Genomic DNA, 20,484 nt, shown 5'->3' on the forward strand with positions numbered 1-20,484 from the left:
TCCGCGAACTGTCCCACGGGGTGTTATTGCCTCGATGATCAGACGTCCGCTTCGGTGAGCAATCTCGTCGATGCCGACGGATCATTCACCAACCGCTCGGCCTGCCGCTCGATCGCCTGCTCGAAATGGGTGCGGACCACCCGTCCATTCCCGAAGTCAGCGCTGCGGGCGGCATACAACTCCGCGAAATGCCGATGAACGGCGTCGTGTGCTTCGAGACTCAACTCCAATCCGGACTCATGACAGAACCGAACGAAAATGGCAGTCAGCTCGTCCGGGGTGTAGTCCGCAAAGTTCAGTTGCCGCGTGAAACGTGAGCGCAATCCGGGATTCGATGCGATGAACGCCTGCATGAGGTCCGTGTATCCCGCGACGACGACGGCCAGCCGATCCCGGTTGGCCTCCATCGCGGGAAGCAGCGTGTCGATCGCCTCCTGACCGAATGAGTGTTGCGATCCATCGTTCAACAGGGTGTACGCCTCGTCGATGAACAGCACGCCGTCGAGCGCCTTGTTGATCGCCTCGGTGGTCTTGGCGGTGGTCTGGCCCACGTAGCCGGCCACCAGGTCGCCGCGCTCGGTTGTCACGACGTGCCCACGGGCCAGGAGTCCGAGTCCGGCGAGGATCTCGCCGACGATGGTCGCGACCGTCGTCTTGCCGGTTCCTGGATTTCCCGCGAAAACCATGTGCAGGCTGACCGGGATGGGGCTCTGTCCCTCCCGTACTCGCCGCTCGTTCAGACGGGCCAGATTGACGAGCTTGCGAACCTCGGCCTTCACCTCGGCGAGTCCGATCATGGCGTCCAGGCGGGTGAGGAGTGCGTCTATGTCGGAGACCATCGCAGGGCGCTCGGTGCCTGGAACGTCCTCGGAAGTGATTGTGTCCCATGAACTCTGGCCGGCGACAGTGCCGCCGGCGAGGCGTCGGGCCTGGCGTTGGACCAGGGCTTCGAAGAGTTTCCGTGCCTCTCTTCCGTTGCCGAACCGCTCATCGCGATTGCGGTACATGTCGTTGATGACAGCCGCGATCGCGGCATCGGCGTCCGGCGTGGTGGACAGGTGATGCGAGTGCAGCATCGACGACAGTATCTGCCCGAGCTCGACGGCGGAATAGTCGGCGAATTCGACGTAGCGAGTGAAGCGGGACCGCAATCCCGGGTTGGCCTCGATGAAGCGCCGCATCGGCGAGGTGTATCCGGCGACCACCACTGCCAGTCGGCTGCGCTTGTCCTCCATGGCTTTGAGCAGAACGGTGATGGCCTCGCTGCCGAAGTCTGGCCCGGAGGATCCGTCGGATTTCTCGACGAGACTGTAGGCCTCGTCGATGAAGAGCACGCCACCGAGCGCGTCCGCTATCACTTCGCCGGTCTTGATCGCGGTCTCGCCGACATGAGCGCCGACCAGCGAGCGACGTTCGGTCTCCACGACGTGCCCGCGGGCGAGGAATCCCAATCCGGCGAAGATCTCACCGAGAAGCCTTGCAACCGTGGTCTTTCCAGTTCCCGGATTGCCCGTGAAGACCATGTGCAGGCTGACCTCGATCGGGTCCTGGCCATCGCGGCGTCGACGCTCGTTGAGGCGAACGAGGTCGACCAAACGGTGAATCTCCTGTTTCACACCGTCGAGGCCGATCATGGCGTCGAGTCGGGCGAGCAGGGCGTCCACGTCGGCGACCGTGGCCGTCCGTTGCTGCGGGACGTCGGCCTCGGTGATTTGTTGCAGCGCTGCGCGATCCGGCTCCGACGTCGAAGCGATGCGCCGTGCTTGTTGCTGGACGATCTCTTCGAAGAGTGATCGGACATTGCGCGCATTGCCGAATTTCTCGTCGCGGTCGCGATACATATGGTCGATCGCCTTGGTCAGTTCGACTTCGGCCGCCGGTGTGGGGGTCAGGCCGTCCTTGGCTAGCATGCGCGCGAGTATTTCGCGCAGTTCGACCACACTGTAATCGGGAAAATCGATGTATCGGGTGAACCGAGATTGAAGTCCTGGATTGGCATCGATGAAGTGGCGCATCGGCGAGGTGTATCCGGCGACTACTACCGCCAACCGATCGCGCTTACCCTCCATCGCGCGCAGCAGCGTGTCGATGGCCTCTCGCCCGAAGTCGGGGCCATCGCCACTGGGTGCGGCCAGCGAATAGGCTTCGTCGATGAAAAGTACGCCGTCGAGTGCTTTCTCAATGACTTCGGAGGTCTTGGTCGCCGTTTGCCCCACATATCCCGCGACGAGATCAGCTCTTTCGACTTCGACGACGTGGCCCGATTTGAGCAATCCGAGTCGGGTGTACACCTCGCCGATGATTCGCGCCACCGTCGTCTTTCCGGTGCCGGGATTTCCGGTGAAAACCATATGAAGGGTGGTACCCGAGATCGCGAGTCCTTCCCTCTTACGGACGGATTGAATCTCGGCGAAGGCGATGAGTTTTCGAACTTCGTCCTTCACCCCGGATAGGCCGACTAGCGACTCCAGTTTCTGCAGCGGATTTCGGTCGCCGAACGGACCGTCGTCGATGGGAGAGTCGTTGAGCCGGCAGCGTCGTAGATGTGCTTCGCCGCGTCCCTCGACGGTGATCGCGGCGTCGAGCGACTTGGCGACGAAGGTCGTGTCGCGCACCATGACGTTGCCCGCGGCTCGCAGTAGACCCTCGGTGCAGCGGGCGAGTTCGCAGTCTCGGATCTCTGCCTCGGAGTCCTTCTGGGTGGCGACGCCGATCTTGTCGGTGTCGCTGATTCGGGTGCGAGTGATCTTGAGTGTGGCGCCGTCTTCATTCCAGACGGAGGCGTGGCCGTCATTGCCGCAATGGTCGATTCCGCATTGATCAAGAGTGCCGAGGGTGCCCGTTCCAATCAGTCCCACCGCGGGAAGCGCTGTGCCGGTGAATCTTGACCCGGTGCAATGGGTTTGGCTCTTGGAATTCGCGTATATCCCGTTTCCGCGAATGTCATGGATCTTCGAGCCGATCAGCCACGCGAGCGAGCTCTCCGTCACCGCGATTGCCGAGACCATATCCCACAGGGTCGATTCGCGCACCTGCACTTCACCACCTTTACTCACGCTGATGCCATTCTTGGCAGTAGCGTGCATCGTGGTTCGCGTGAGGAATCCTTTGGCGCCGTTGCTGATCAGCACGGGCCGGTCCCCGCAATTGGCGATATGGCTGTCGGTCAGATGCAGCACCGAGTTCTCGGTGATCTCGAATCCGGTGAACGGGATATCGTGAAGTCGGCTGTCTTCCACCGCGATAGTGCTGCCGCCTTCGGCGAAGAATGCGGGCAGGGTCGTACCGGAGGCGGTGAGATCGCATTCGCGCAGGATCGCGGTACTGTAGTTTCGGGCGACTAGCAGATTGCCGCCAGGATTCCTCAGCTGCGCCTGGATGATCTCCAGCGTCGATACTCCTGAGACATTGATCCGGCCTTCGAAAGACAATCCGATGATTCTGGCATTGCCGTCGAATACAGCGTTTCCCCTGATCGACGCGGTGCCGGGCTGCATCGCGATCATCGACACGCTGTGCAGCGAGATGTCGCCTACGACGTGCACTCCCGGGCCGAACTGCAAGGTGTCGCCCTGACTGAGTCGCGACCACACCCCTTCGAGGTTCGGATGGAACCCCGGGCCGGTGCCAATTCTGTGAACCGCCATGCCCGCCACTCTCGTTCTTTCAGACCCGTCGGCCGATCGTACCGCCGAGGTCCGCAGCGCAGCCCGGGATCGTCCTACCTCAGTTCCTCCACCCGCGCGGACGCCCGAACTTCGTCTCCGACGATGAACCACGCATCGATGCCGACCCCGTCGGCGACCGAGGCGATCGTCAGATCGTCGGCCAGCACCAGTGATTTCGCATATTCGACGACGGTCCGGAACGGTTTGTCGGGTGTCTCCACGAGGTCTTCGACGGCGGCGAAGTAGGCGGCGTTGTTGACGTGGCCCAGCCAGTCCAAATCCGTTGTTCGTAGCGGGTATTCGCGCGTCAGGGCGTCGTCGGCCGCCGTCGTCGGCAGTGCCGCCTTCCAGCGCAGGCGGTGTTCGGTGGTCGTAGCCAGCATCGGCTCCAGAAAGGCGTCGCTCATCCGTGCGGGCAGGCCGGAGTCCATGTCGAAGTGGATCAGGAAGGCTTCGGTCTCGACGAGTCCACCGTCGCTGCCGTCGATGCGCACTCGCATGTTGCACCATCGGTTCGACGTCGCCGCGCACCAACGCCGCAAGGTGACGTCGGCGCCGAACTCGATGGGCCGGATCACGTCGATGACGTTGCGGCGCACCACCCAGCCCTGGTGCACCTTGCCGTCGGGAGTGTGGTCGAGATGCTCGAATCCGATGTCCTGCATGTAGCGGGCGATGGCGTCGAGCCGCAACCGACGATGCTGATCGGTATCGGCGAGGCGGACCGGCCACGACGTCGTATACGGACCCCAACCGCGTTCGACGACGAGCGGAGTTGCTTCGGGAATGTCGGGCAGCGGCGTGGCGATGACCATGGGTGTCATGGTGCCATGGCCGACTGAGTCGGCAGAAATACCTCATTTGCTTGCGTTCACCCCGCGGAACACGCGAGGTGGATGACAGTTAACGGGGTGGATTGCGGGTCAGCCTGTCGGTTCTACCGCACCAGCGCCGCAACCACCGCCCGCACCTGTGCGACCGCGACCGTCACTTCACCGCGGGGTTGCATCAGGTGGCTGACGGTGAGCCGCACGAACACCTCGTCGAGTGTCGCGGTCAGAGTGTCGTCGAGGCGCGACCCGTACTGCGCTCGCAGCAGCCGCCCGACCGCGTCGATCGCGCGCCCCAGCACCGGTTCGGAATCGGCGGTGACCAGCGACAACAATTCCTCCGGCTCGCCGGCGAGGATCGTTCGTAACAGTTCGTTCGTCTGACCGGTCCGCAGCGTGAATTCCGCTGCGGCGGCGAGACCTTCGACGATGTCGTCCGGATGCGCGGCAAGCGCCGCGGCGTTCCCGGCGAGGAAGCGGTCGGTTTCGCGTTCGATGAGCGCGGTGGCCAACTCGTGCTTGGTCCCGATCTCGTTGTACAGCGCCGGCCGACTCACTCCGACCCGACGCGCGACCTGGGACATGTTGACGGCGTTCCATCCCTCGCCGACGACGAGGTCACGGGCCTCGTCGAGGATCCGGTCGCGCAGGACGATGCGCATCTCCGCTTGAAAGCTCAGTTGGTCCGTCACGTCGTCGACGATACACGATGACTACTTCCGTAAACACTATTGACAACTAACTCAAAACTGTATTGACTATTTACAGTTCATCACAAGGTGTCAGGACGATTCACCTCAGCCCAAGAGAGACGCACATGACCACGCCAATCGCGGATCTGGACCTGGCCGGCCTCGACCCTGCCGACCTGCAGTACTGGCACGCCGGTCCGCCCTACGAGCTCTTCGCCCGCCCGCGCGCTGAGGTGCCACGCAGCGCCCCCAACGTCCGTGCCCACCGCGCCGCAGTGCATACCGGCCGGATCGCGTTGTCGACGGTCGACGACGAATCGCGCCGCTGACTCCGACCGCCTCGAACCCACCCCCACCCGTCCAGCCCACGGAAGAGGAACACCATGTCTGAAATCCCGCAATCCCCACCGACCGACTACGACGTCCTGATCGTCGGGTCCGGTTTCGGCGGCAGCGTCACCGCGCTGCGACTCGTCGAAAAGGGTTACCGCGTAGGCGTTTTGGAAGCCGGACGGCGATTCGCCGACGCCGACTTCGCCAAGACCAGTTGGGACGTCAAGAAATTCGTCTGGGCGCCTAAGCTCGGCGCATACGGCGTACAGCGCATTCACCTGCTGCGCGACTGCGTGATCCTCGCCGGCGCGGGCGTCGGCGGCGGATCGCTGAACTACGCCAACACGCTGTACAAGCCGTCGTCGAAGTTCTTCGACGACCCGCAGTGGTCGCACATCACCGACTGGGAAGACGAGCTCACGCCGTATTACGACCAGGCCCGGCGGATGCTCGGCGTGGTGCGCAACCCGCACATGACGCCCGCCGACGAGATCATCAAGTCGGTCGCCGACGACATGGGTGCCGGCGACACCTTCATCCAGACTCCGGTCGGAGTGTTCTTCGGCGAACCGGGCAAGACCGTGCCCGACCCGTTCTTCGGCGGCGCGGGCCCGGAGCGCACCGGCTGCATCGAATGCGGCGAATGCATGACCGGCTGCCGTCACGGCGCTAAGAACACACTCGTCAAGAACTACCTGGGACTCGCCGAAAGCGCTGGGGCACAGGTGCATCCGATGACGACCGTCGAATCGCTGACACACCGCGACGACGGTGTCTGGGAAGTCGAGGTCTCGCGCACCGGCCGGTGGATCCGCAAGGGCCGCACGACGATGACCGCCAACCACGTCGTCATCGCGGCGGGCACCTGGGGCACCCAGAATCTGCTGCACAAGATGAAGGACTCGGGCAAACTGCCCTACCTGTCCGATCGCCTCGGCTCGCTGACCCGGACCAATTCGGAGTCGATCCTCTCGGCGATCGGGCACTCCGTCGACGAAGAGCTGGATCTGACGAAAGGCGTCGCCATCACGTCGTCGTTCTACCCGACGCCGGACACCCACGTCGAGCCGGTCCGCTACGGCAAGGGCTCCAATGCGATGGGCATGCTCCAGACGTTGATGACCGACGGCGGCGGACGCCTTCCGCGGTGGCTGAAGTTCCTCGGCGCCGCACTGCGCCACCCGCTCAACCTGTTGCGTGTCCTGGTGGTTCGCGGCTGGAGTGAGCGGACGGTGATCGCGCTGGTGATGCAGACCCTCGACAACTCGATCACGACATTCACCAAGCGGAGCGTGTTCGGTCGCAAGATGTCGAGCAAGCAGGGCCACGGCGAACCCAACCCGACGTGGATTCCCGCCGGCAACGAGGCGACCCGTCGCATCGCCGAGAAGGTCGGCGGCGTTCCAGCGGGCACCTGGGGCGAGGTCTTCAACATCCCGATGACCGCGCACTTCCTCGGTGGTTGCGCCATCGGCGATTCACCCGAGACCGGCGTCATCGACCCGTACCACCGCGTCTACGGCTACCCGACCCTGTCGGTGGTCGACGGCTCGGCGGTCTCGGCAAATCTGGGAGTCAATCCATCGCTGACCATCACGGCCCAGGCCGAGCGGGCGGCGTCGATGTGGCCCAACAAGGGGACCGCGGATACGCGTGCGCCGCAAAGTCGTTCGTATGTCCGCGTCGCACCCGTGGCGCCGGTGAAACCGGTCGTCCCGACCGACGCTCCCGGAGCACTGCGGTTGCCGATCGTGGCGATCACGTCTTCGGGACGAGGGGTGTCGAAGGCCGGGTGACCGGTGCGCGGCACGCGGGTCGTGCGCGGCGTCGTCGACGATGCCGACGTCGTGCACGGCCTACGCGCCCAGCGGGATGCGCTGTCTGCGCGGCGTGGCGATCATGCCAGAATAGTTGCCGATGGTGCACCCGCACTTCACCGATAGCGAAGGAATCCGATGCCCGCACGTCACTCGTTCACCCGCCTCCTGGGGTCGGGTCTACTGACCGCGCTCGCCGTGGGCGCACTGACGGTTGCCGCGCAGCCGGCCACCGCGATGCCGGGCATCACCACCGTCGATTCGAGCGTCTATGCGACGCCGGGCGGTCACGGAAACTTCCGGTGGCGCTATGCGGCCGGACCGGGGCACGAGTGCCGGATCATTCCGGTCGGACGCACCGTCGCCGTCGAATGCGACGCCACCTTCCCGACGTCGGTGCGCACGGCGTCGTCGACCGTCAAGCCGAATGCGGTGCGCCTGCTCGGGCGGACCGTCACCGCGACGACCAGTACTTCTCATTGGGCAGGCGCGAAGCAGATGGCGCCGTACCGGCAGATCTCCGTCGAAGGAGTCACCTGCACTGTTCTGGAGCACGCCACCGTCGACTGCCGGACGGGCGGGGGCGACTTCACCGTGGTCGGCGGGATGGTCCGACGCTGACGGTTACGCTGTGACCATGTCGATCAGTCCCACGGTCCCCGTCGTCGCAGCAGGTCTCATCGGTGGTTTCGCCGCCGCCCGGTACACCGGCAGACGAGAACTCGGCGGCGTCGTCCTCGCCGCGGCTGGCGCCTACAACACCCGCGAATGGGTGAAGCAGGGACCGGGCGTCGCGGCCGGCCTGTTGGGCGGCTACCTCGGCGCGTTCGGTGTGTCGCATCCGCTGGCCAAGAAGATCGGCGCCTGGCCGTCGGTGCTGGCGGTCACCGCGGCGGCATCGGCCGCGACCTTCGCGATCACCTCGCAGAACACCCACCGCGCCCCCGCCTGAGGTCGATACGAGCTATCTTGCTCGGGGAACCGACGCGATGGTTGAGCCGGTCCGAGCGTTCGCGCAGACCACCCACTCCGCTGGTTGAGCCGAGGTTGAGCCGGGATCCACCGACGGTGGGCCCTATCCGCTGGTTGAGCCGCGAGGAGCGTAAGCGACGAGCGTGTCGAAACCAAGGTGCGGCGAGTTGCTAACTGTCGCTTAGTATTTGGTGCGGTATTCTCGGTGGCTTACGTGGTTTCGACTCGGGCCTTCGTTAGCGCCTCGGCCCGGCTCAACCACCGGGTGGACGTCTCAACCAGCGGAGGGACCGGCTAATCGGCGCCCTCCTACGCGCCACAGATTCCGGCGCTGTTCGCCGGCGGCTTGCACCAGTAGATTCCGTTGAGCGGCGAGAGTTCGAGGACGGTGTAGCCCTGCACGCGCTTGAGCCGCCCGGTCATGCGATAGCCGGAGTACAGGTGCATGTCGAGATGTCCGACCTGGTAGGTGCGGTGGGTGAGCACGAGTTGAATGGTGCGGCCGGTGGGGTACCAGCGCGCGTTCCACGTTTCGCCGTCCCGTGCGCCCGCCGCCAGACTGATGGAGGCGGTGCGGTCGCCGTAGATCTTCGCCGTCCGGCCGTGCCCGCTCCAGGTGCCGGTGAACTCGCCCCCGGCGAGGTGGTAGTCGACGTTGGTTCCGGCGGGCGGCGCCGCCGAGGCCAGTGCGGGCACCGACACCGCGGAACCGATTGCGGCGGCGGCCATTACGGCCGCCGCGGTGCTTTTCCAGAAGTGCTTACGGGCCATGCGAGCCTCCTACGTCGAAGTGTGTTCGGGCCTCAAGTTTTGCAATCGGGGGGCCGCCGAGGCGAGTACATGTCCGGATAAGCAGTCGATCGACGGACGCCGGGCGGCCACCGGCGCGCGCGTCCGCCCTGCATCGGGTCATATAGTCGAGGGCGAGCCCACCCGACGTCTCGAGGAGAACCGTGACCGCCGCACTGCCCGCCGACTTTCCCGCTCTCATCGCCACCGACGACGACGGCGCCATCGACCTCGCGCCCACGACGCTGACTCCCGCCGACCTCCCCGACTTCGACGTCACCATCGCCGTCGAGTATTCGGGCGTGAATTATAAAGACGCCCTTGCCATTACGCCGCGTGGCGGAGTCGTTCGCAACTATCCGATCGTGCCCGGCATCGACATCGCGGGCGTCGTCGTGGAATCCGCCGACCCGGCCTTCGCTCCGGGCGACCGGGTTGTCGCGCACGGCGGGCCGATCGGTACCGATGTCCACGGCGGCTACGCCGCATACGCGCGCGTGCCCGCCGGTCAGGTCGTGAAGCTCGACTCGCTGTCCACCCGCGAAGCCGCGGCGATCGGTACCGCCGGGTTCACGTCCGCGATGAGCGTCGCCGCGCTGCTCGACCATGGACTCACCGTCGACGACGGACCCGTCGTGGTGACCGGCGCGACCGGCGGCGTCGGCAGCGTCGCGATCGATCTGCTCGCCGGACTCGGATTCGACGTCGTGGCGTCGACCGGCAAATCCGACGCCGCCGAACTGCTTACGGATCTGGGGGCGTCGAGCGTCATCGGCCGTCTCCCCGAGGACCCCGACGCCAAGCCCCGTCCCCTCGGTAAATCGAAGTGGGCGGCCGCCGTCGATTGCGTCGGTGGCGCGACCCTCGCCGACGTCATCAGCGGCCTCAACTACGGTGGCGCCGTCGCCGCGAGCGGCCTGACCGGTGGGCCGCAACTGAATACGACCGTCCTGCCGTTCATCCTGCGTGGGGTGTCGTTGCTGGGCATTGATTCGGTCTCGATCAAACCCGCTGTCCGGCAAGCTGTTTGGGCTCGACTGAACAGCGATCTGCGACCGAGTCGGCTGGCGAAGCTGATCGTCGACGTCGATGTGTCCGACGTTGCGGCGTCGTTGGCGTCAATCGCCAAGGGCGGCAACACCGGTCGTACCGTGGTGCGCGTCGACGGAGGGTTTGCCTGACCTATCGCGCCCGACGTTCCCGGTCCGAGGGCAGGATCAGCCATGCCGCGACGCTGGCCGCCACCAGAAACAGTGCGCCCACTCCGAGTCCGACCCGGTAGCCGTGCGCGACGTCGGTGCTCTGCGCGGCGACGGTGACGAGAATTGCGAGCCCGATGGTGCCACCGAGTTGGCGTGAGCTGTTGAGCACCCCGGATGCCACGCCCGCATCGGAGAGCGGAACGCCCGCGGTTCCCACCGTTCCGACGAGGACCATCGATCCGCCGATGCCGGTCGCGGCCAGGGCCGAGGGAAGCAGAATCCCGGTCCACAACGAGAATTCCACCGGCATGCGGGCGAACAGGGCGAGTCCGCCCGCGCCCACGAGGCCCAAGAGCGCGATCGTGTTGCGGGCGCCCAACTTCGACACCAGCTTCGACGACGCTGTGATGCCGACGAACACGAAAGCACAGAACGGTAGAAACAGGACACCTGTCAGCAGAGGGCTGACGTTCCACACCGTCTGAATGTAGAGCGAGCAGAAGTAGAACGCGGCCAACTGTCCGGCCGCCAACATGAAGCCGAAGACATTGGCTCCGACGATGCTACGGGTCGCGAGGACGCGGATCGGCATCAGCGGGTGGGCTCCAGTGCGCTCGGTGACCGCGAAGCCAACGAGAAGTATTGCCCCAGAAGAGAATCCGACAAGCGTCTGCCATGACGTCCAGCCGTGTTCGCCGGTCGCCGTCACCGCATACACGATGGCTGCCACGCCGCCGGTGATCAGCGCGCCGCCGAGCACGTCGACCCGGGTATTCGACTGCTCGCGGTTGTCGTCGATGCTCACGAAGGCGACGGCAAATGCTCCGATCACGATCGGTACGTTGACGAACATGACTGCGCGCCAATCGAACCAATCGGTCAGCAGGCCGCTGGCCACCACGCCGATGGCTCCGCCGGCCGCGCCCGCGCCACCCCAGATCGCCATCGCCCGCCGGTGAGCGGTCTCGTCGGTGATGGTTGCGATCAAAGCCAGGGCCGCAGGGGCGAGCACCGCGGCCGCAAGGCCCTGTACGGCTCGTGCGGTGACCAGTAGCCAGGGTGCCACCGCGAGCCCGCCCACAACGCTGGCGACGCCGAACACGATCAGTCCACCGAGAACCATGCGGCGCCGACTCCACAGGTCACCTAATCGTCCGCCGACGAGCAGGAACCCCGCGAAGCCGAGGAGGTATGCGTTCACCACCCATTGCAGACCGGATCGACTGAAGCCTAGGTCGGCTTGAATCGCCGGAAGGGCGATATTGACGAGCGAAATGTCGAGCCCGACAAGGAATTGCAGGAGGAAGACGGTTGCCAGGAGGGCCCTTTGTCGTGCCTGGGTGGCCGCGAGCGCCGTATTCGTCATCGGTTCTCCGTTCTCATACGTGTACGAATTAGTACGCGTACGAGAACTTACGCGACCGCGCGGGTTATGCCAAGAGTCGGGTGGACGGGTAAGGATAGGAGTCATGCCGCCTGCCCGATCCCTGCAACGTGACGCCATCATCGAAACCGCGATCGCGATTCTCGAACGCGACGGCGTCGAAGGCCTGAGCATGCGACGGCTCGCCAGCGAGCTCAACTCCAAGCCGATGACCCTGTATCACTATGTGCCGAACAAATCGTCGCTGCTGTCACTGGCGTTGTCGGAGGTCGCCGCGCGGATTCCGTGGACCACGCCGACCGGCCACCCCCGCGACCGCATGGTCACCATCGCGATGGACATGTACGACAAGCTCGGAGACATTCCGTGGATTGTCTCGATCCTGCGCCGCGGCACCGACGTCGGCACGCCCGCACTGGTTCTGGCGAACGAGTTCTTCACTGCCGCAGCAGAACTGGGACTCGATGAGCAAGCGACCCTCGATCTGTGGCGCGCGGTCTGGTATCTGGTGGTCTCCGAGCTGCAATGGCTGGACACGCTCGCCCAGCGCGCCCCCGACGAGGTGTCCTGGCACCAGAAGATGGACCCCGCCGAGGTCGCTCATCTGCCGCGCGTCGCGGCGATCATGCCGGTCTGGCCGCGGTTGTCGGCCGGCTTCGACATCCGCCGGGCGATCGAGGCGCAGATCGACGGTGTGGTTGCGCGGGATTCGCAGGCACCGCCGAGCTCCCGGTAGCGTCGGGTTGACGGATCGTCGCGATGAGTTTCCCGACGTCGCCGGGTCTACCTGCACATGCGAGCAACGACCTCGGAAACCTGGCGAATCGTGCACGACGAACGGCTCAGGCTCGTCGACGACCTGGCACACATGCGCGACGAGGCCTGGCAGACGCCATCGCTGTGCCCGGGATGGACGGTCCACGACGTTCTGGCACACCTCGTCGACTCGGCCACGACCACCCGAATAGGCTTCGTGCGCCGAATGATCGCCGCCGGCTTCGACTTCGACTGCGACAATGCACGCGGCGTCGAGCGGAATCGGTCGGCCGATCCGGCCGACACGCTCGACGCGATGCGGCGGGCAGCGTCGCTGACGTGCACGCCACCGGCGGCTCTCGCGACACGACTCGTCGAAGCGTTCGTGCACGGCGAGGACATCCGCCGACCGCTTGGCATCGCGCAGCGCTATCCGCAGCAAGCGGTCGTCGACGCGCTGACCTATCAGCTCAAGACGTCGGTGACGATGGGCGGCGGGCGACAACGAGCAGACGGGGTTCGGCTGATCGCCACCGACGTCGACTTCACCCACGGATCAGGCGCCGAAGTCCGCGGTCGGGCCATCGACCTGCTGCTTGCGGTGTCCGGACGGGCTGTTCTGCCGAACATCCCGTCGTGATCGGCGCGTTCACCGCGCCTGCTTGGTCGGACCGCCTACCGTAATCCCATGGCGTTCTCGGTGCGTGTCGCTCCCGGCGTATCGCTGCGTGCGTCCGACCGCGGCGTCGGAGTGAGCGTCGTCGGTCGCGGCACCGAGGTGCGCGCCGGATCCGACGGTGCGGGCATCTCGTCGACGGTCGGCGGGATGACCGTCCACACCAGCATCGCGCCCAAGGCACCCGAGCCGACGACGTCGGGCAGCTTCCCGATCCGGACCGTCACCTCGGCATTCGACGCCCTCGCCAAACGCCGCGACGATCGACGCCTCGCCGATCTCACCGCGGCCAAGAGTCTCGAGCGCGTGCTGCTCAGCCAGCACCTACAGTCGTTCACTCCTACCCGTAAACCAGGCGGGATCAACCCCTGGCTGACGTTGCTGAGCACCGGAAACGCCCGCATCGACCAGGCGACGGTCGCGCTGTTCAACCTCGCCAGCAGTCGCGACCGGGTGGCCCTGGTCTCCCGTCAGCAGGAGATCCGCGACGCCGAGTGGGCGAAAGTCGTTGCGCACGAACCGTTCACCGTCATCGCGCTGATCGAGAAGGCGTTCGACGACGTACAGATTCCGTGTACCTGCATCGACGCCGGGACGGACGGGGAGATCAACTACGCCACCGTCGCCGTACTGCTTCCGGGCACCGACATCGCGGGCCCGGTGCGCGACGCCAAGACCGATAAGATCCGGCGTCGAACGTCGGTCGAGTCGGCCGACTTCTATGCTTCGGTGTTGGCGTCGACGGTGGTCGGTACGGCGAAGGCGGCGTTCGCGGCGTCGCCGTCGACGGCGGTGGTGCGGATCGTGGTGTTGCGCAGCGAGTCTCGGTTTCTGCGGCCGTCGACGATCGTGGCGATCTACGCGTCGAGCATCACCCGCGCCGACGCGGCGTCGAACTGGCGCAAGACCACCCCGGAACTCGTCGTCTTCGGCGCCGACGACGTGCGGATGAATCGTCGGGGCCAGAACCTTGCTCCACTCGACGCCGGTCGCTATCCCGACCTCGCCGCCGTCGCGGAACTGTTTGGGACGACGCTGGCCCGACATTGATCTACCTATCGCAGACCTGCGGGATTTTGCTTCAGCGCCCGCTACCCGACCCCGTCGCCCACGTGCGTGAACTCGCCGCCGACCAGCGTCGCCGCGATCGGCGCCTGCGCCAGTTCGTCGGGTGCGGCGACCAACGGGTCTACCGAGAACGCCGTGAAGTCGGCGCGGAATCCCGGTGCGATCCGGCCTGCGACGTCCGCATTGCCCTGTGCCACAGCCGAATGCGTCGTGTAGCCCTCCAACGCCATCTGCGCGGTCAAGGCCTGCTCGGGACAGATCGGATCCTCCTCGGGATGCCCGGCGCGGCGTCGAAGCTGCGCGTCGGCCAGGATCGGCCGCGGATCGTAGGGCGCCACCGGCCAATCCGAGCCCAGTGCGACGAGCGCACCCGCCTCGCGCAGGTCCCGCGTCGCGAACGCACGCCGCGACCGCTGCGGACCCAGCCGCTGCGACCACGCGTCCGACTGATCTGCCCTCGAGAAGTGCGTGCAATGCGTCGGCTGCATGCTCGCCACCACGCCGTGTTCGACGAACCCGCCGACCAACTCGAGCGGGACCGCCTCGATGTGCTCGATCCGGTGTCGCGCAACGACTTTCGATGCTCCGGCCAGCGTCGACAACGCGTGTCGCACCGCGGCGTCACCGATCGCGTGCGTCACGGTCGGCACACCGTTGGACGCCAGGTGGTGCACGGCCGCTCGATATGCTTGCGGATCCGGCCAGTTCGGGGCGAGGCACTCGCCGTGCGAGTCGGCGGCTTCCATCCATGCGGTGCCGCCCTCGATGGTTCCGTCCATGAAGAACTTCACGCCGTCGACCTGCCACCGCCGACCGCCCTGCTGTTGCAGCGCAACGATTTCCGCGAGACCGTCGGCGTCGACGCCGGGCATGCACCACGGCGCGAACCGTACTCGCATCGGCAGCTCGTAGTGATCGTCGAAGCCGGGCATCACCTCGACGCCCCCGTTGTAATCCATTGCGTTGCCCGCGGTCAGGCCGGTGGCCGCCATGTCCGAGAGCAGTTTCACCAGCCGGCGGCGGCGCGAATCGACCGACTCCGGGGGAAGCGCCGGGTCCATCACCGACAGTGCCTCGAACTCAAGGATATGTCCGGTCGGTAGACCGTCTGCGTCGCAGACGATTTCAGCGTTTCCGGTGAACTCGCGCGGTCCCGAGATGCCGGCGGCGGCGAGCGCCGCGGGGCTGGCGATCGCGGAGTGGGCGTCGGACATGATGACCCAGACCGGGACGTCGGAGCCGAGTGCCTCGATCAGCGGCTCGTTGGTCACCGGGCGGCCGCCGTAAGCGTTGACGTCGAGGCCCCAGGCTTTCACCCAGCCGGCATCGCGCGGTGATTCCCGCAGCGCCGCAATGAGTTCCGGCAGGGATCGCACCGACGTGAGGTCGGTGCCCGCGGTCATCGAGAGTCCGTGCAACGGGTGGAAGTGTCCGTCGATGAGCCCGGGAGTGAGGGTTGCATCGCCGAGGTCGACGACGCGGGTCGATGCGCCGGTGAGGTCACGGGCATCGGCGTCGTCGCCGACCGCGACGATCACACCGTCGGACACGGCGACCATCGTCGCGGGCGCGGCGTCGGGCGACATCTGGTGAATCGTCTTGGCACGCAGGATCAGGTCTGCGAATGTGCTCATCGAAAGTCTCCTCTACTCCGCGTCGCGCTGTCCGACGACAGCGTAGATCTCGGGCTTGGTGCGGCGGATGCGAATGGCGATCAGATATCCGACGACGACGGTGATCGGCATGACCGCGAGGATGGCGATGTTGACCGGGGCGAAAGTCGGCGTCACGCCGGTGAGCAGCGCGATGTTCTTGGTCATCAGCCCCAGCGCGCCCAAGAGTACGACGGCGGCGACAGCGGGTGCGACGACGACGCGAAATACGCTGTGGCCGCGACGGTTTCGCCAGAAGAACGCGATCACGGCAACGGCGACCACCACCTGCATGCCGACGACGCCGAACACGCCGGGTGAGTTGACCCAGATCATCAATTGGGTCAGCGGGTCGAGACGGAACAGCGCGAACACGATGACGACGGCCGCGGCGAGCAGACTCTGCATGCCGCTGGTCTTGAACGGCGAGAGGTGACGCGGATGCAGCTCACCGAAGACCCGCGGCAGGATCGATTCGCGCGACAGCGAGTACGCGTAGCGGGTGATCGCATTGTGGAAGGCGAGCAGGCTGGCCAGGATGCTGGTGATGATCAGGATTTCCATCAACGTGCTGGCCCAGCTGCCGACGTAGGTCTCCATGGCGGCGAAGAACATGCCGGCGGGGTCGGAATTGGCAGCCTGCTGCGCCTTGTCGGGCCCGAATGCCTCGATGCCGATCCACACCATGAACGCGTAGAACAAGCCGAGGAAGGCCACGGCGATGTAGGTGGCGCGGGGGATGGTGCGGTCGGGTTTGCGGGCTTCTTCGCGGTACAGCGCGGTGCTTTCGAATCCCATGAACGCGGCGAACGCGAAGGTCAGCATCGCGCCCAGCGATGGTGTCGCGACATTGCTCGGCGCGAACGACGACGCTTCCAGTCCGGTGGCGCCGCCCTTGATCAGCACCGCACCGGCGAGCAGGACCAGGATCCCGGTTTCCGCGCACAGCAGCGCGATCAGGAACTGCGATCCCACGTGAATCGACCGTGAGCCCAGGAACCAAACGATCGCCACGCCGATCAGGGCCCAGACCCACCACGCGACGTCGAGTCCGGTCAGCTTGCCGACGGTGCCCGCGGTGAACTGGCCGAGCGCGCCGAACATGCCGATTTCCAGGACGTTGTAGGAGACCAGCGCGACGACGGCGGTGATGATGCCCGCGGTGGAGCCTAGGCCTCGGGCGATGTAGGCGTAGAAGGCGCCTGCGTTGTGGATGTAGCGGGTCATCGCGGTGAAGCCGACCGCGAAGATCGCGAGCGCGGCACCCGCGATGAGGTAGGCGCTCGGCGCCCCGACGCCGCCGAAGCCGATGACCAGCGGCGCGACGCCGGCCATCACGAACAGCGGAGCCGCTGCGGCGACCACGAAGAACGCGATGCTCGTGGTGCCGAGGGTCCCCTTGGCCAGGGTCGGTTGGGATGTTTCTTGGTTTGTTGCCATCGGGGCTCCGTGAGGGGTTGTGCGACGGTGTGCCGCGACGCGGCATCACCACTAATCGAATTTGATTCGATTACTGTAAAGCAGAGGTGACCTGCCCCACAAGGGGTAAATCGAATATGATTCGGATACAGTGACGAGAGGACCCCGATGGCGCGCCCCAAAGTGCCCCGGCTCGACCGCGAGAAGATCGCCGTCGCAGCTTTGGAGATGGTCGACCGCGACGGCGGCTTCACCATGCCTACGCTGGCGAAATACCTCGATGTGCAGGTCTCGTCGATCTACCATCACGTACCCGGCGGGCGCGACGGGGTGGTCGAATTGCTGCGGTTCAAAGCGACGGACCGGATCGACGGTTCAGCCTTCGACGATCGGCCGTGGGAGGAGGGTTTCGAGGTGTGGGCACGCTCGTTCCTTGATGCGTTCCGCACGCATCCGGCAGCGATCCGCCTGTTGGCCACCGAACCGGTCCGCGATCCGAAGCACGTGGCGGTCTACAACTCGGTCGCCGGCGGTCTGCGGCGGGCCGGCGTCGCCGCCGACGAGGTCTACGGACTCATCCTCGTGTGTGAGAATTTCCTGCTCGGGTGCGCGTTCGACCTCACCGCACCGGAAACGGTCGCGCCGTCGGCGGTCGACGCGGCGTCGTATCCGGAGTTGCGGGACGCTCTCGACTCCGCCCCACCCGGCGTCGAACGGGCCGAACAGTCGGTGGAGATGGGGCTGACCATGCTGATCGCCGGGATTCGCGCGCGAATCGAGGCCAATTCCTGATGTCCGATGCGCGATGTGGCCACCTCGCGGCGTGCACTTGTACGTATCGGCGCATTCCCGCGACACCTTAGCAGCTGCGACGCTGACGGTGCGTCCGGCGACTCCCGCCGGCTAGACCGAAGGCGCTAGACATGACTCAACTCCAATCCCCCACGGAGACAACCGAATCTGACGAAGCCCCGGTGGGACGCTGGTCGCTGACGATGGCCTGGTGGTCGTTGTTCAGCGCGATGTTCTGGCTCTACATCTCGGCGGCGTCGGCCGCGGCCTACGGGCCGCGCGCCACCCTGATCGGCCTGGTGGCGACCGTCGTCACCTACGGGGCGATCAATCGGGTCCTGGCGACGTATGCGCTGCGGACCGGGCGAACCGTCGAGACGTTGTCGCAGCTGATCTTCGGCCGGATCGGGGCGACATGCGCTTCGCTCCTGCTCGCGGCGACGGCGCTGTACTACGGCGTCTTCGAGGGATCGGTGATCGCCGCGAGCCTGCAGAACTGGTTCGGCGGCAACATCAAACTCTGGTATCTCGCGTGTGTGCTCTACGCGGTGCCACTGGCGTTCGGCGGGGTGCGGCACTGGCTCGATCGGCTCAACGGCTTCCTGCTGCCGTTCTACGTCGTCGGGCTGGTGGCGCTCGTCGTCGCGGCAACCGTCCGACAGGGGTATCCGAGCGGTTGGCTGAGCGCACCCGGCCCGACGTCGACGCTGCCCGGCTGGCTTGGTTCCTACCTGATCTTCATGGGTGTCTGGGTGATGATGATGTTCACCATCGACTTCGCATCGCTGGGTAAGGCCGCCGACGCGCGGTTCCATCGTCGGGCGACGTTCGGGCCGCTGTTCTACGCCTGCACGTTCGGAGTCAACGGTTTGATCGGGATCTACATCGTCACCGCCTTCGGCGTCGGCGGTACCGAGACGGGTGTCGTGCAGGCCGTCGTCGGGTCGCTCGGCTTCGCAGGCGTTGTGCTGATCGTCATCTCACAGACCAGGATCAACACCGCCAATTACTACCTGGCGTCGACGAATCTGGAGGCCGTCGCGCGCGGCGTGTTCGGGGTGCGACTGCCGCACATCGTGTGGGTGGTGGTCTGCGGGGTGGCGGCATACTCGCTGATGCTGACCGACGTCCTGGGCTACCTGTTGCAGGCGCTCGCGTGGCAGGCGGTGCTGATCGTCGCGTGGGTCGCCGTCGTGCTGGTGCACGTGCTGCTGCGCCGCAATCACGATCGCGGGGAGAACACCCAGGTCACGTCGTTGGCGATGGCGTGGCTGGCGGCATCGGTGGTCGGTATCGGCCTGCACCAGCAGACGTATTGGCCGACCCTGGCGACTGTTGCACCGCTGGTGACGTTTCTGGTCGGCGCCATCGGGGCCGGGGTGGTCCTACGCCGCGGCGGACCAGGCGTCGACGAGGTGCAACCGGCCGGCTGATCCCCGGCAACCTGGCCGAAATGGTGCGGCGCGATAATGGCGTTGCACCGTTTCGGCATGTCGGCGGCGCACGAATAGGCATAAGGTTGCATCGCAGGTCCTCCGGCCGTGCGAGTCGACCATGAAAGGCAAGATGTCGCAGTCCGTTCCGAAGCGCAAAGTCGGCTTCGCCCACGCCCGCAGTTGGCTGCTGGTCTCCGCGCATAAACCCGAACTGTTCGAGCCGTCGGCGGCATGTCCGGCCGATGCGATCATCCTCGACCTCGAGGACGCCGTAGCGGCCGAGGCGAAGTCGCGAGCCCGGTCCGGCGTCGCGCAGTGGCTGCGCACCGGTTCGCTGCACGCGTGGGTCCGCGTGAACGACGCGACCACCAAGTTCTGGGCCGACGACCTGGCCGCACTGCGCGGATTGCCCGGCGTCGACGGCATCGTGCTGGCTAAAGTCGAAGGTCCGGAGCAGATCGACGAGACCGCCCGACGATTGCGTCCCGGACTGCCCATCGTCGCGCTGATCGAATCGGCGGTCGGGATCGAAGCGGCGTCGGAGATCGCTCAACGGCCCGGAACCGCGCGTCTGGCTTTCGGCAGCGGCGACTTCCGCCGCGACACCGGGATGGCCGACGACGCGACCGCGATGGCCTACCCGCGCAGCCGCCTGACCATCGCGAGCCGGGCCGCGCGCATTCCCGCGCCGATCGACGGCCCCACCCGCGTCCCCGACGAGGAGACCCTGGTGCGCCAGACCGAAGACGCCGCCGCGGTCGGCATGACCGGCCGACTCTGCCTGCGCATCGAGCAGACACCCGTTGTGAACCGGCGCATGGCGCCGACGCCGGAGGAGATCGCCGACGCCGAGCAGACCATCGTGCGCTGCGAGACGATCCGCGACCCATCCGATGTGCCACGACTGGCGCAGGCCCGCAAGATCGTCGAGCTGGGCCGGATTTTCGGGTAAGCCGGGGCGGGAAAATCGTCCGAATAGATCTGGGGCGAGGGCAGAC

At 65.9% G+C, this 20,484-nt stretch carries 18 protein-coding genes; 11 read left to right on the forward strand and 7 right to left on the reverse strand.

Translation table 11 applies throughout. From position 1 onward, the window contains the following. Nucleotides 1-38: 38 nt before the first annotated feature. From HH308_RS15755 to HH308_RS15765, 3 genes are all read right to left on the reverse strand, one after another. A complete protein-coding gene (locus tag HH308_RS15755; protein ID WP_170195171.1) occupies nt 39-3,647 on the reverse strand; it encodes an AAA family ATPase in 3,609 nt (1,202 codons plus the stop codon). A gap of 74 nt (nt 3,648-3,721) precedes the next feature. After that, nucleotides 3,722-4,483, reverse strand: coding sequence for an acyl-[acyl-carrier-protein] thioesterase (locus HH308_RS15760; protein ID WP_170195172.1), 762 nt, complete (start codon nt 4,481-4,483; stop codon nt 3,722-3,724). Nucleotides 4,484-4,605: 122 nt separating this feature from the next. Beyond that, nucleotides 4,606-5,190, reverse strand: coding sequence for a TetR/AcrR family transcriptional regulator (locus tag HH308_RS15765; RefSeq protein WP_312870622.1), 585 nt, complete (start codon nt 5,188-5,190; stop codon nt 4,606-4,608). A gap of 125 nt (nt 5,191-5,315) precedes the next feature. On the opposite strand from HH308_RS15765, the gene HH308_RS15770 reads away from it, so the two are divergent. The 4 genes from HH308_RS15770 (at nt 5,316) to HH308_RS15785 (ending at nt 8,292) form a co-directional block, all read left to right on the forward strand. Further along, nucleotides 5,316-5,519: a hypothetical protein gene (locus HH308_RS15770; RefSeq protein ID WP_170195173.1), complete on the forward strand. Its 204-nt coding sequence runs from the start codon at nt 5,316-5,318 to the stop codon at nt 5,517-5,519. 54 nt (nt 5,520-5,573) lie between these two features. Further along, nucleotides 5,574-7,319, forward strand: coding sequence for an FAD-dependent oxidoreductase (locus tag HH308_RS15775; RefSeq protein WP_170195174.1), 1,746 nt, complete (start codon nt 5,574-5,576; stop codon nt 7,317-7,319). A 159-nt stretch (nt 7,320-7,478) separates the two neighbouring features. Further along, nucleotides 7,479-7,961, forward strand: coding sequence for a hypothetical protein (locus HH308_RS15780; protein ID WP_170195175.1), 483 nt, complete (start codon nt 7,479-7,481; stop codon nt 7,959-7,961). Nucleotides 7,962-7,977: 16 nt separating this feature from the next. Beyond that, complete coding sequence (locus HH308_RS15785; RefSeq protein ID WP_170195176.1) at nt 7,978-8,292, forward strand: hypothetical protein; 315 nt, start codon at nt 7,978-7,980, stop codon at nt 8,290-8,292. A gap of 329 nt (nt 8,293-8,621) precedes the next feature. Here the strand turns inward: HH308_RS15785 and HH308_RS15790 are convergent, their stop codons facing one another. Then, entirely contained in the window at nt 8,622-9,083 is a 462-nt protein-coding gene (locus HH308_RS15790) for a hypothetical protein (RefSeq protein WP_170195177.1), read from the reverse strand. 182 nt (nt 9,084-9,265) lie between these two features. On the opposite strand from HH308_RS15790, the gene HH308_RS15795 reads away from it, so the two are divergent. Beyond that, nucleotides 9,266-10,282 (forward strand): acrylyl-CoA reductase family protein, encoded by a 1,017-nt coding sequence (locus tag HH308_RS15795; RefSeq protein ID WP_170195178.1) that lies wholly within the window; start codon nt 9,266-9,268, stop codon nt 10,280-10,282. Nucleotide 10,283: 1 nt separating this feature from the next. Here the strand turns inward: HH308_RS15795 and HH308_RS15800 are convergent, their stop codons facing one another. Beyond that, complete coding sequence (locus HH308_RS15800) at nt 10,284-11,669, reverse strand: MFS transporter (protein WP_170195179.1); 1,386 nt, start codon at nt 11,667-11,669, stop codon at nt 10,284-10,286. Nucleotides 11,670-11,772: 103 nt separating this feature from the next. Between HH308_RS15800 and HH308_RS15805 the strand changes: the two genes are divergently transcribed. From HH308_RS15805 to HH308_RS15815, 3 genes are read left to right on the forward strand one after another with little or no spacing between them, the layout of a single operon-like run. Next, nucleotides 11,773-12,423 (forward strand): TetR/AcrR family transcriptional regulator, encoded by a 651-nt coding sequence (locus HH308_RS15805; protein WP_170195180.1) that lies wholly within the window; start codon nt 11,773-11,775, stop codon nt 12,421-12,423. Nucleotides 12,424-12,480: 57 nt separating this feature from the next. Beyond that, on the forward strand, nt 12,481-13,083 hold the full coding sequence (locus HH308_RS15810; RefSeq protein WP_170195181.1) for a maleylpyruvate isomerase family mycothiol-dependent enzyme: 603 nt from the start codon (nt 12,481-12,483) through the stop codon (nt 13,081-13,083). A 48-nt stretch (nt 13,084-13,131) separates the two neighbouring features. Beyond that, on the forward strand, nt 13,132-14,169 hold the full coding sequence (locus HH308_RS15815) for a hypothetical protein (RefSeq protein WP_170195182.1): 1,038 nt from the start codon (nt 13,132-13,134) through the stop codon (nt 14,167-14,169). Between the two features lie 41 nt (nt 14,170-14,210). On the opposite strand, the gene HH308_RS15820 is transcribed toward HH308_RS15815, so the two are convergent. Together HH308_RS15820 and HH308_RS15825 are read right to left on the reverse strand one after the other, a co-directional pair. After that, nucleotides 14,211-15,821: an amidohydrolase gene (locus HH308_RS15820; RefSeq protein ID WP_170195183.1), complete on the reverse strand. Its 1,611-nt coding sequence runs from the start codon at nt 15,819-15,821 to the stop codon at nt 14,211-14,213. 12 nt (nt 15,822-15,833) lie between these two features. Continuing rightward, entirely contained in the window at nt 15,834-17,279 is a 1,446-nt protein-coding gene (locus tag HH308_RS15825; protein ID WP_170195184.1) for an APC family permease, read from the reverse strand. A 147-nt stretch (nt 17,280-17,426) separates the two neighbouring features. On the opposite strand from HH308_RS15825, the gene HH308_RS15830 reads away from it, so the two are divergent. From HH308_RS15830 to HH308_RS15840, 3 genes are all read left to right on the forward strand, one after another. Further along, the gene (locus tag HH308_RS15830; protein WP_170195185.1) at nt 17,427-18,050 is read left to right on the forward strand and encodes a TetR/AcrR family transcriptional regulator C-terminal domain-containing protein; all 624 of its coding nucleotides are present in this window, start codon (nt 17,427-17,429) and stop codon (nt 18,048-18,050) included. Nucleotides 18,051-18,181: 131 nt separating this feature from the next. Beyond that, nucleotides 18,182-19,483, forward strand: coding sequence for a purine-cytosine permease family protein (locus HH308_RS15835; RefSeq protein ID WP_170195186.1), 1,302 nt, complete (start codon nt 18,182-18,184; stop codon nt 19,481-19,483). Nucleotides 19,484-19,604: 121 nt separating this feature from the next. Continuing rightward, nucleotides 19,605-20,438, forward strand: coding sequence for an HpcH/HpaI aldolase/citrate lyase family protein (locus tag HH308_RS15840; RefSeq protein WP_170195187.1), 834 nt, complete (start codon nt 19,605-19,607; stop codon nt 20,436-20,438). Nucleotides 20,439-20,484: the final 46 nt, after the last annotated feature.

It is taken from the genome of Gordonia asplenii (assembly GCF_012933505.1).
Lineage (GTDB): Bacteria > Actinomycetota > Actinomycetes > Mycobacteriales > Mycobacteriaceae > Gordonia > Gordonia asplenii.

Excerpts from the sequence above, each read along its gene's own strand:
- HH308_RS15755 (WP_170195171.1), bottom strand. The coding sequence starts at position 3,647 with ATGGCGGTTCACAGAATTGGCACCGGCCCGGGGTTCCATCCGAACCTC.
- HH308_RS15760 (WP_170195172.1), bottom strand. The coding sequence starts at position 4,483 with ATGGTCATCGCCACGCCGCTGCCCGACATTCCCGAAGCAACTCCGCTC.
- HH308_RS15770 (WP_170195173.1), top strand. The coding sequence starts at position 5,316 with ATGACCACGCCAATCGCGGATCTGGACCTGGCCGGCCTCGACCCTGCC.
- HH308_RS15775 (WP_170195174.1), top strand. The coding sequence starts at position 5,574 with ATGTCTGAAATCCCGCAATCCCCACCGACCGACTACGACGTCCTGATC.
- HH308_RS15780 (WP_170195175.1), top strand. The coding sequence starts at position 7,479 with ATGCCCGCACGTCACTCGTTCACCCGCCTCCTGGGGTCGGGTCTACTG.
- HH308_RS15785 (WP_170195176.1), top strand. The coding sequence starts at position 7,978 with ATGTCGATCAGTCCCACGGTCCCCGTCGTCGCAGCAGGTCTCATCGGT.
- HH308_RS15790 (WP_170195177.1), bottom strand. The coding sequence starts at position 9,083 with ATGGCCCGTAAGCACTTCTGGAAAAGCACCGCGGCGGCCGTAATGGCC.
- HH308_RS15800 (WP_170195179.1), bottom strand. The coding sequence starts at position 11,669 with ATGACGAATACGGCGCTCGCGGCCACCCAGGCACGACAAAGGGCCCTC.
- HH308_RS15805 (WP_170195180.1), top strand. The coding sequence starts at position 11,773 with ATGCCGCCTGCCCGATCCCTGCAACGTGACGCCATCATCGAAACCGCG.
- HH308_RS15810 (WP_170195181.1), top strand. The coding sequence starts at position 12,481 with ATGCGAGCAACGACCTCGGAAACCTGGCGAATCGTGCACGACGAACGG.
- HH308_RS15815 (WP_170195182.1), top strand. The coding sequence starts at position 13,132 with ATGGCGTTCTCGGTGCGTGTCGCTCCCGGCGTATCGCTGCGTGCGTCC.
- HH308_RS15820 (WP_170195183.1), bottom strand. The coding sequence starts at position 15,821 with ATGAGCACATTCGCAGACCTGATCCTGCGTGCCAAGACGATTCACCAG.
- HH308_RS15825 (WP_170195184.1), bottom strand. The coding sequence starts at position 17,279 with ATGGCAACAAACCAAGAAACATCCCAACCGACCCTGGCCAAGGGGACC.
- HH308_RS15830 (WP_170195185.1), top strand. The coding sequence starts at position 17,427 with ATGGCGCGCCCCAAAGTGCCCCGGCTCGACCGCGAGAAGATCGCCGTC.
- HH308_RS15835 (WP_170195186.1), top strand. The coding sequence starts at position 18,182 with ATGACTCAACTCCAATCCCCCACGGAGACAACCGAATCTGACGAAGCC.
- HH308_RS15840 (WP_170195187.1), top strand. The coding sequence starts at position 19,605 with ATGAAAGGCAAGATGTCGCAGTCCGTTCCGAAGCGCAAAGTCGGCTTC.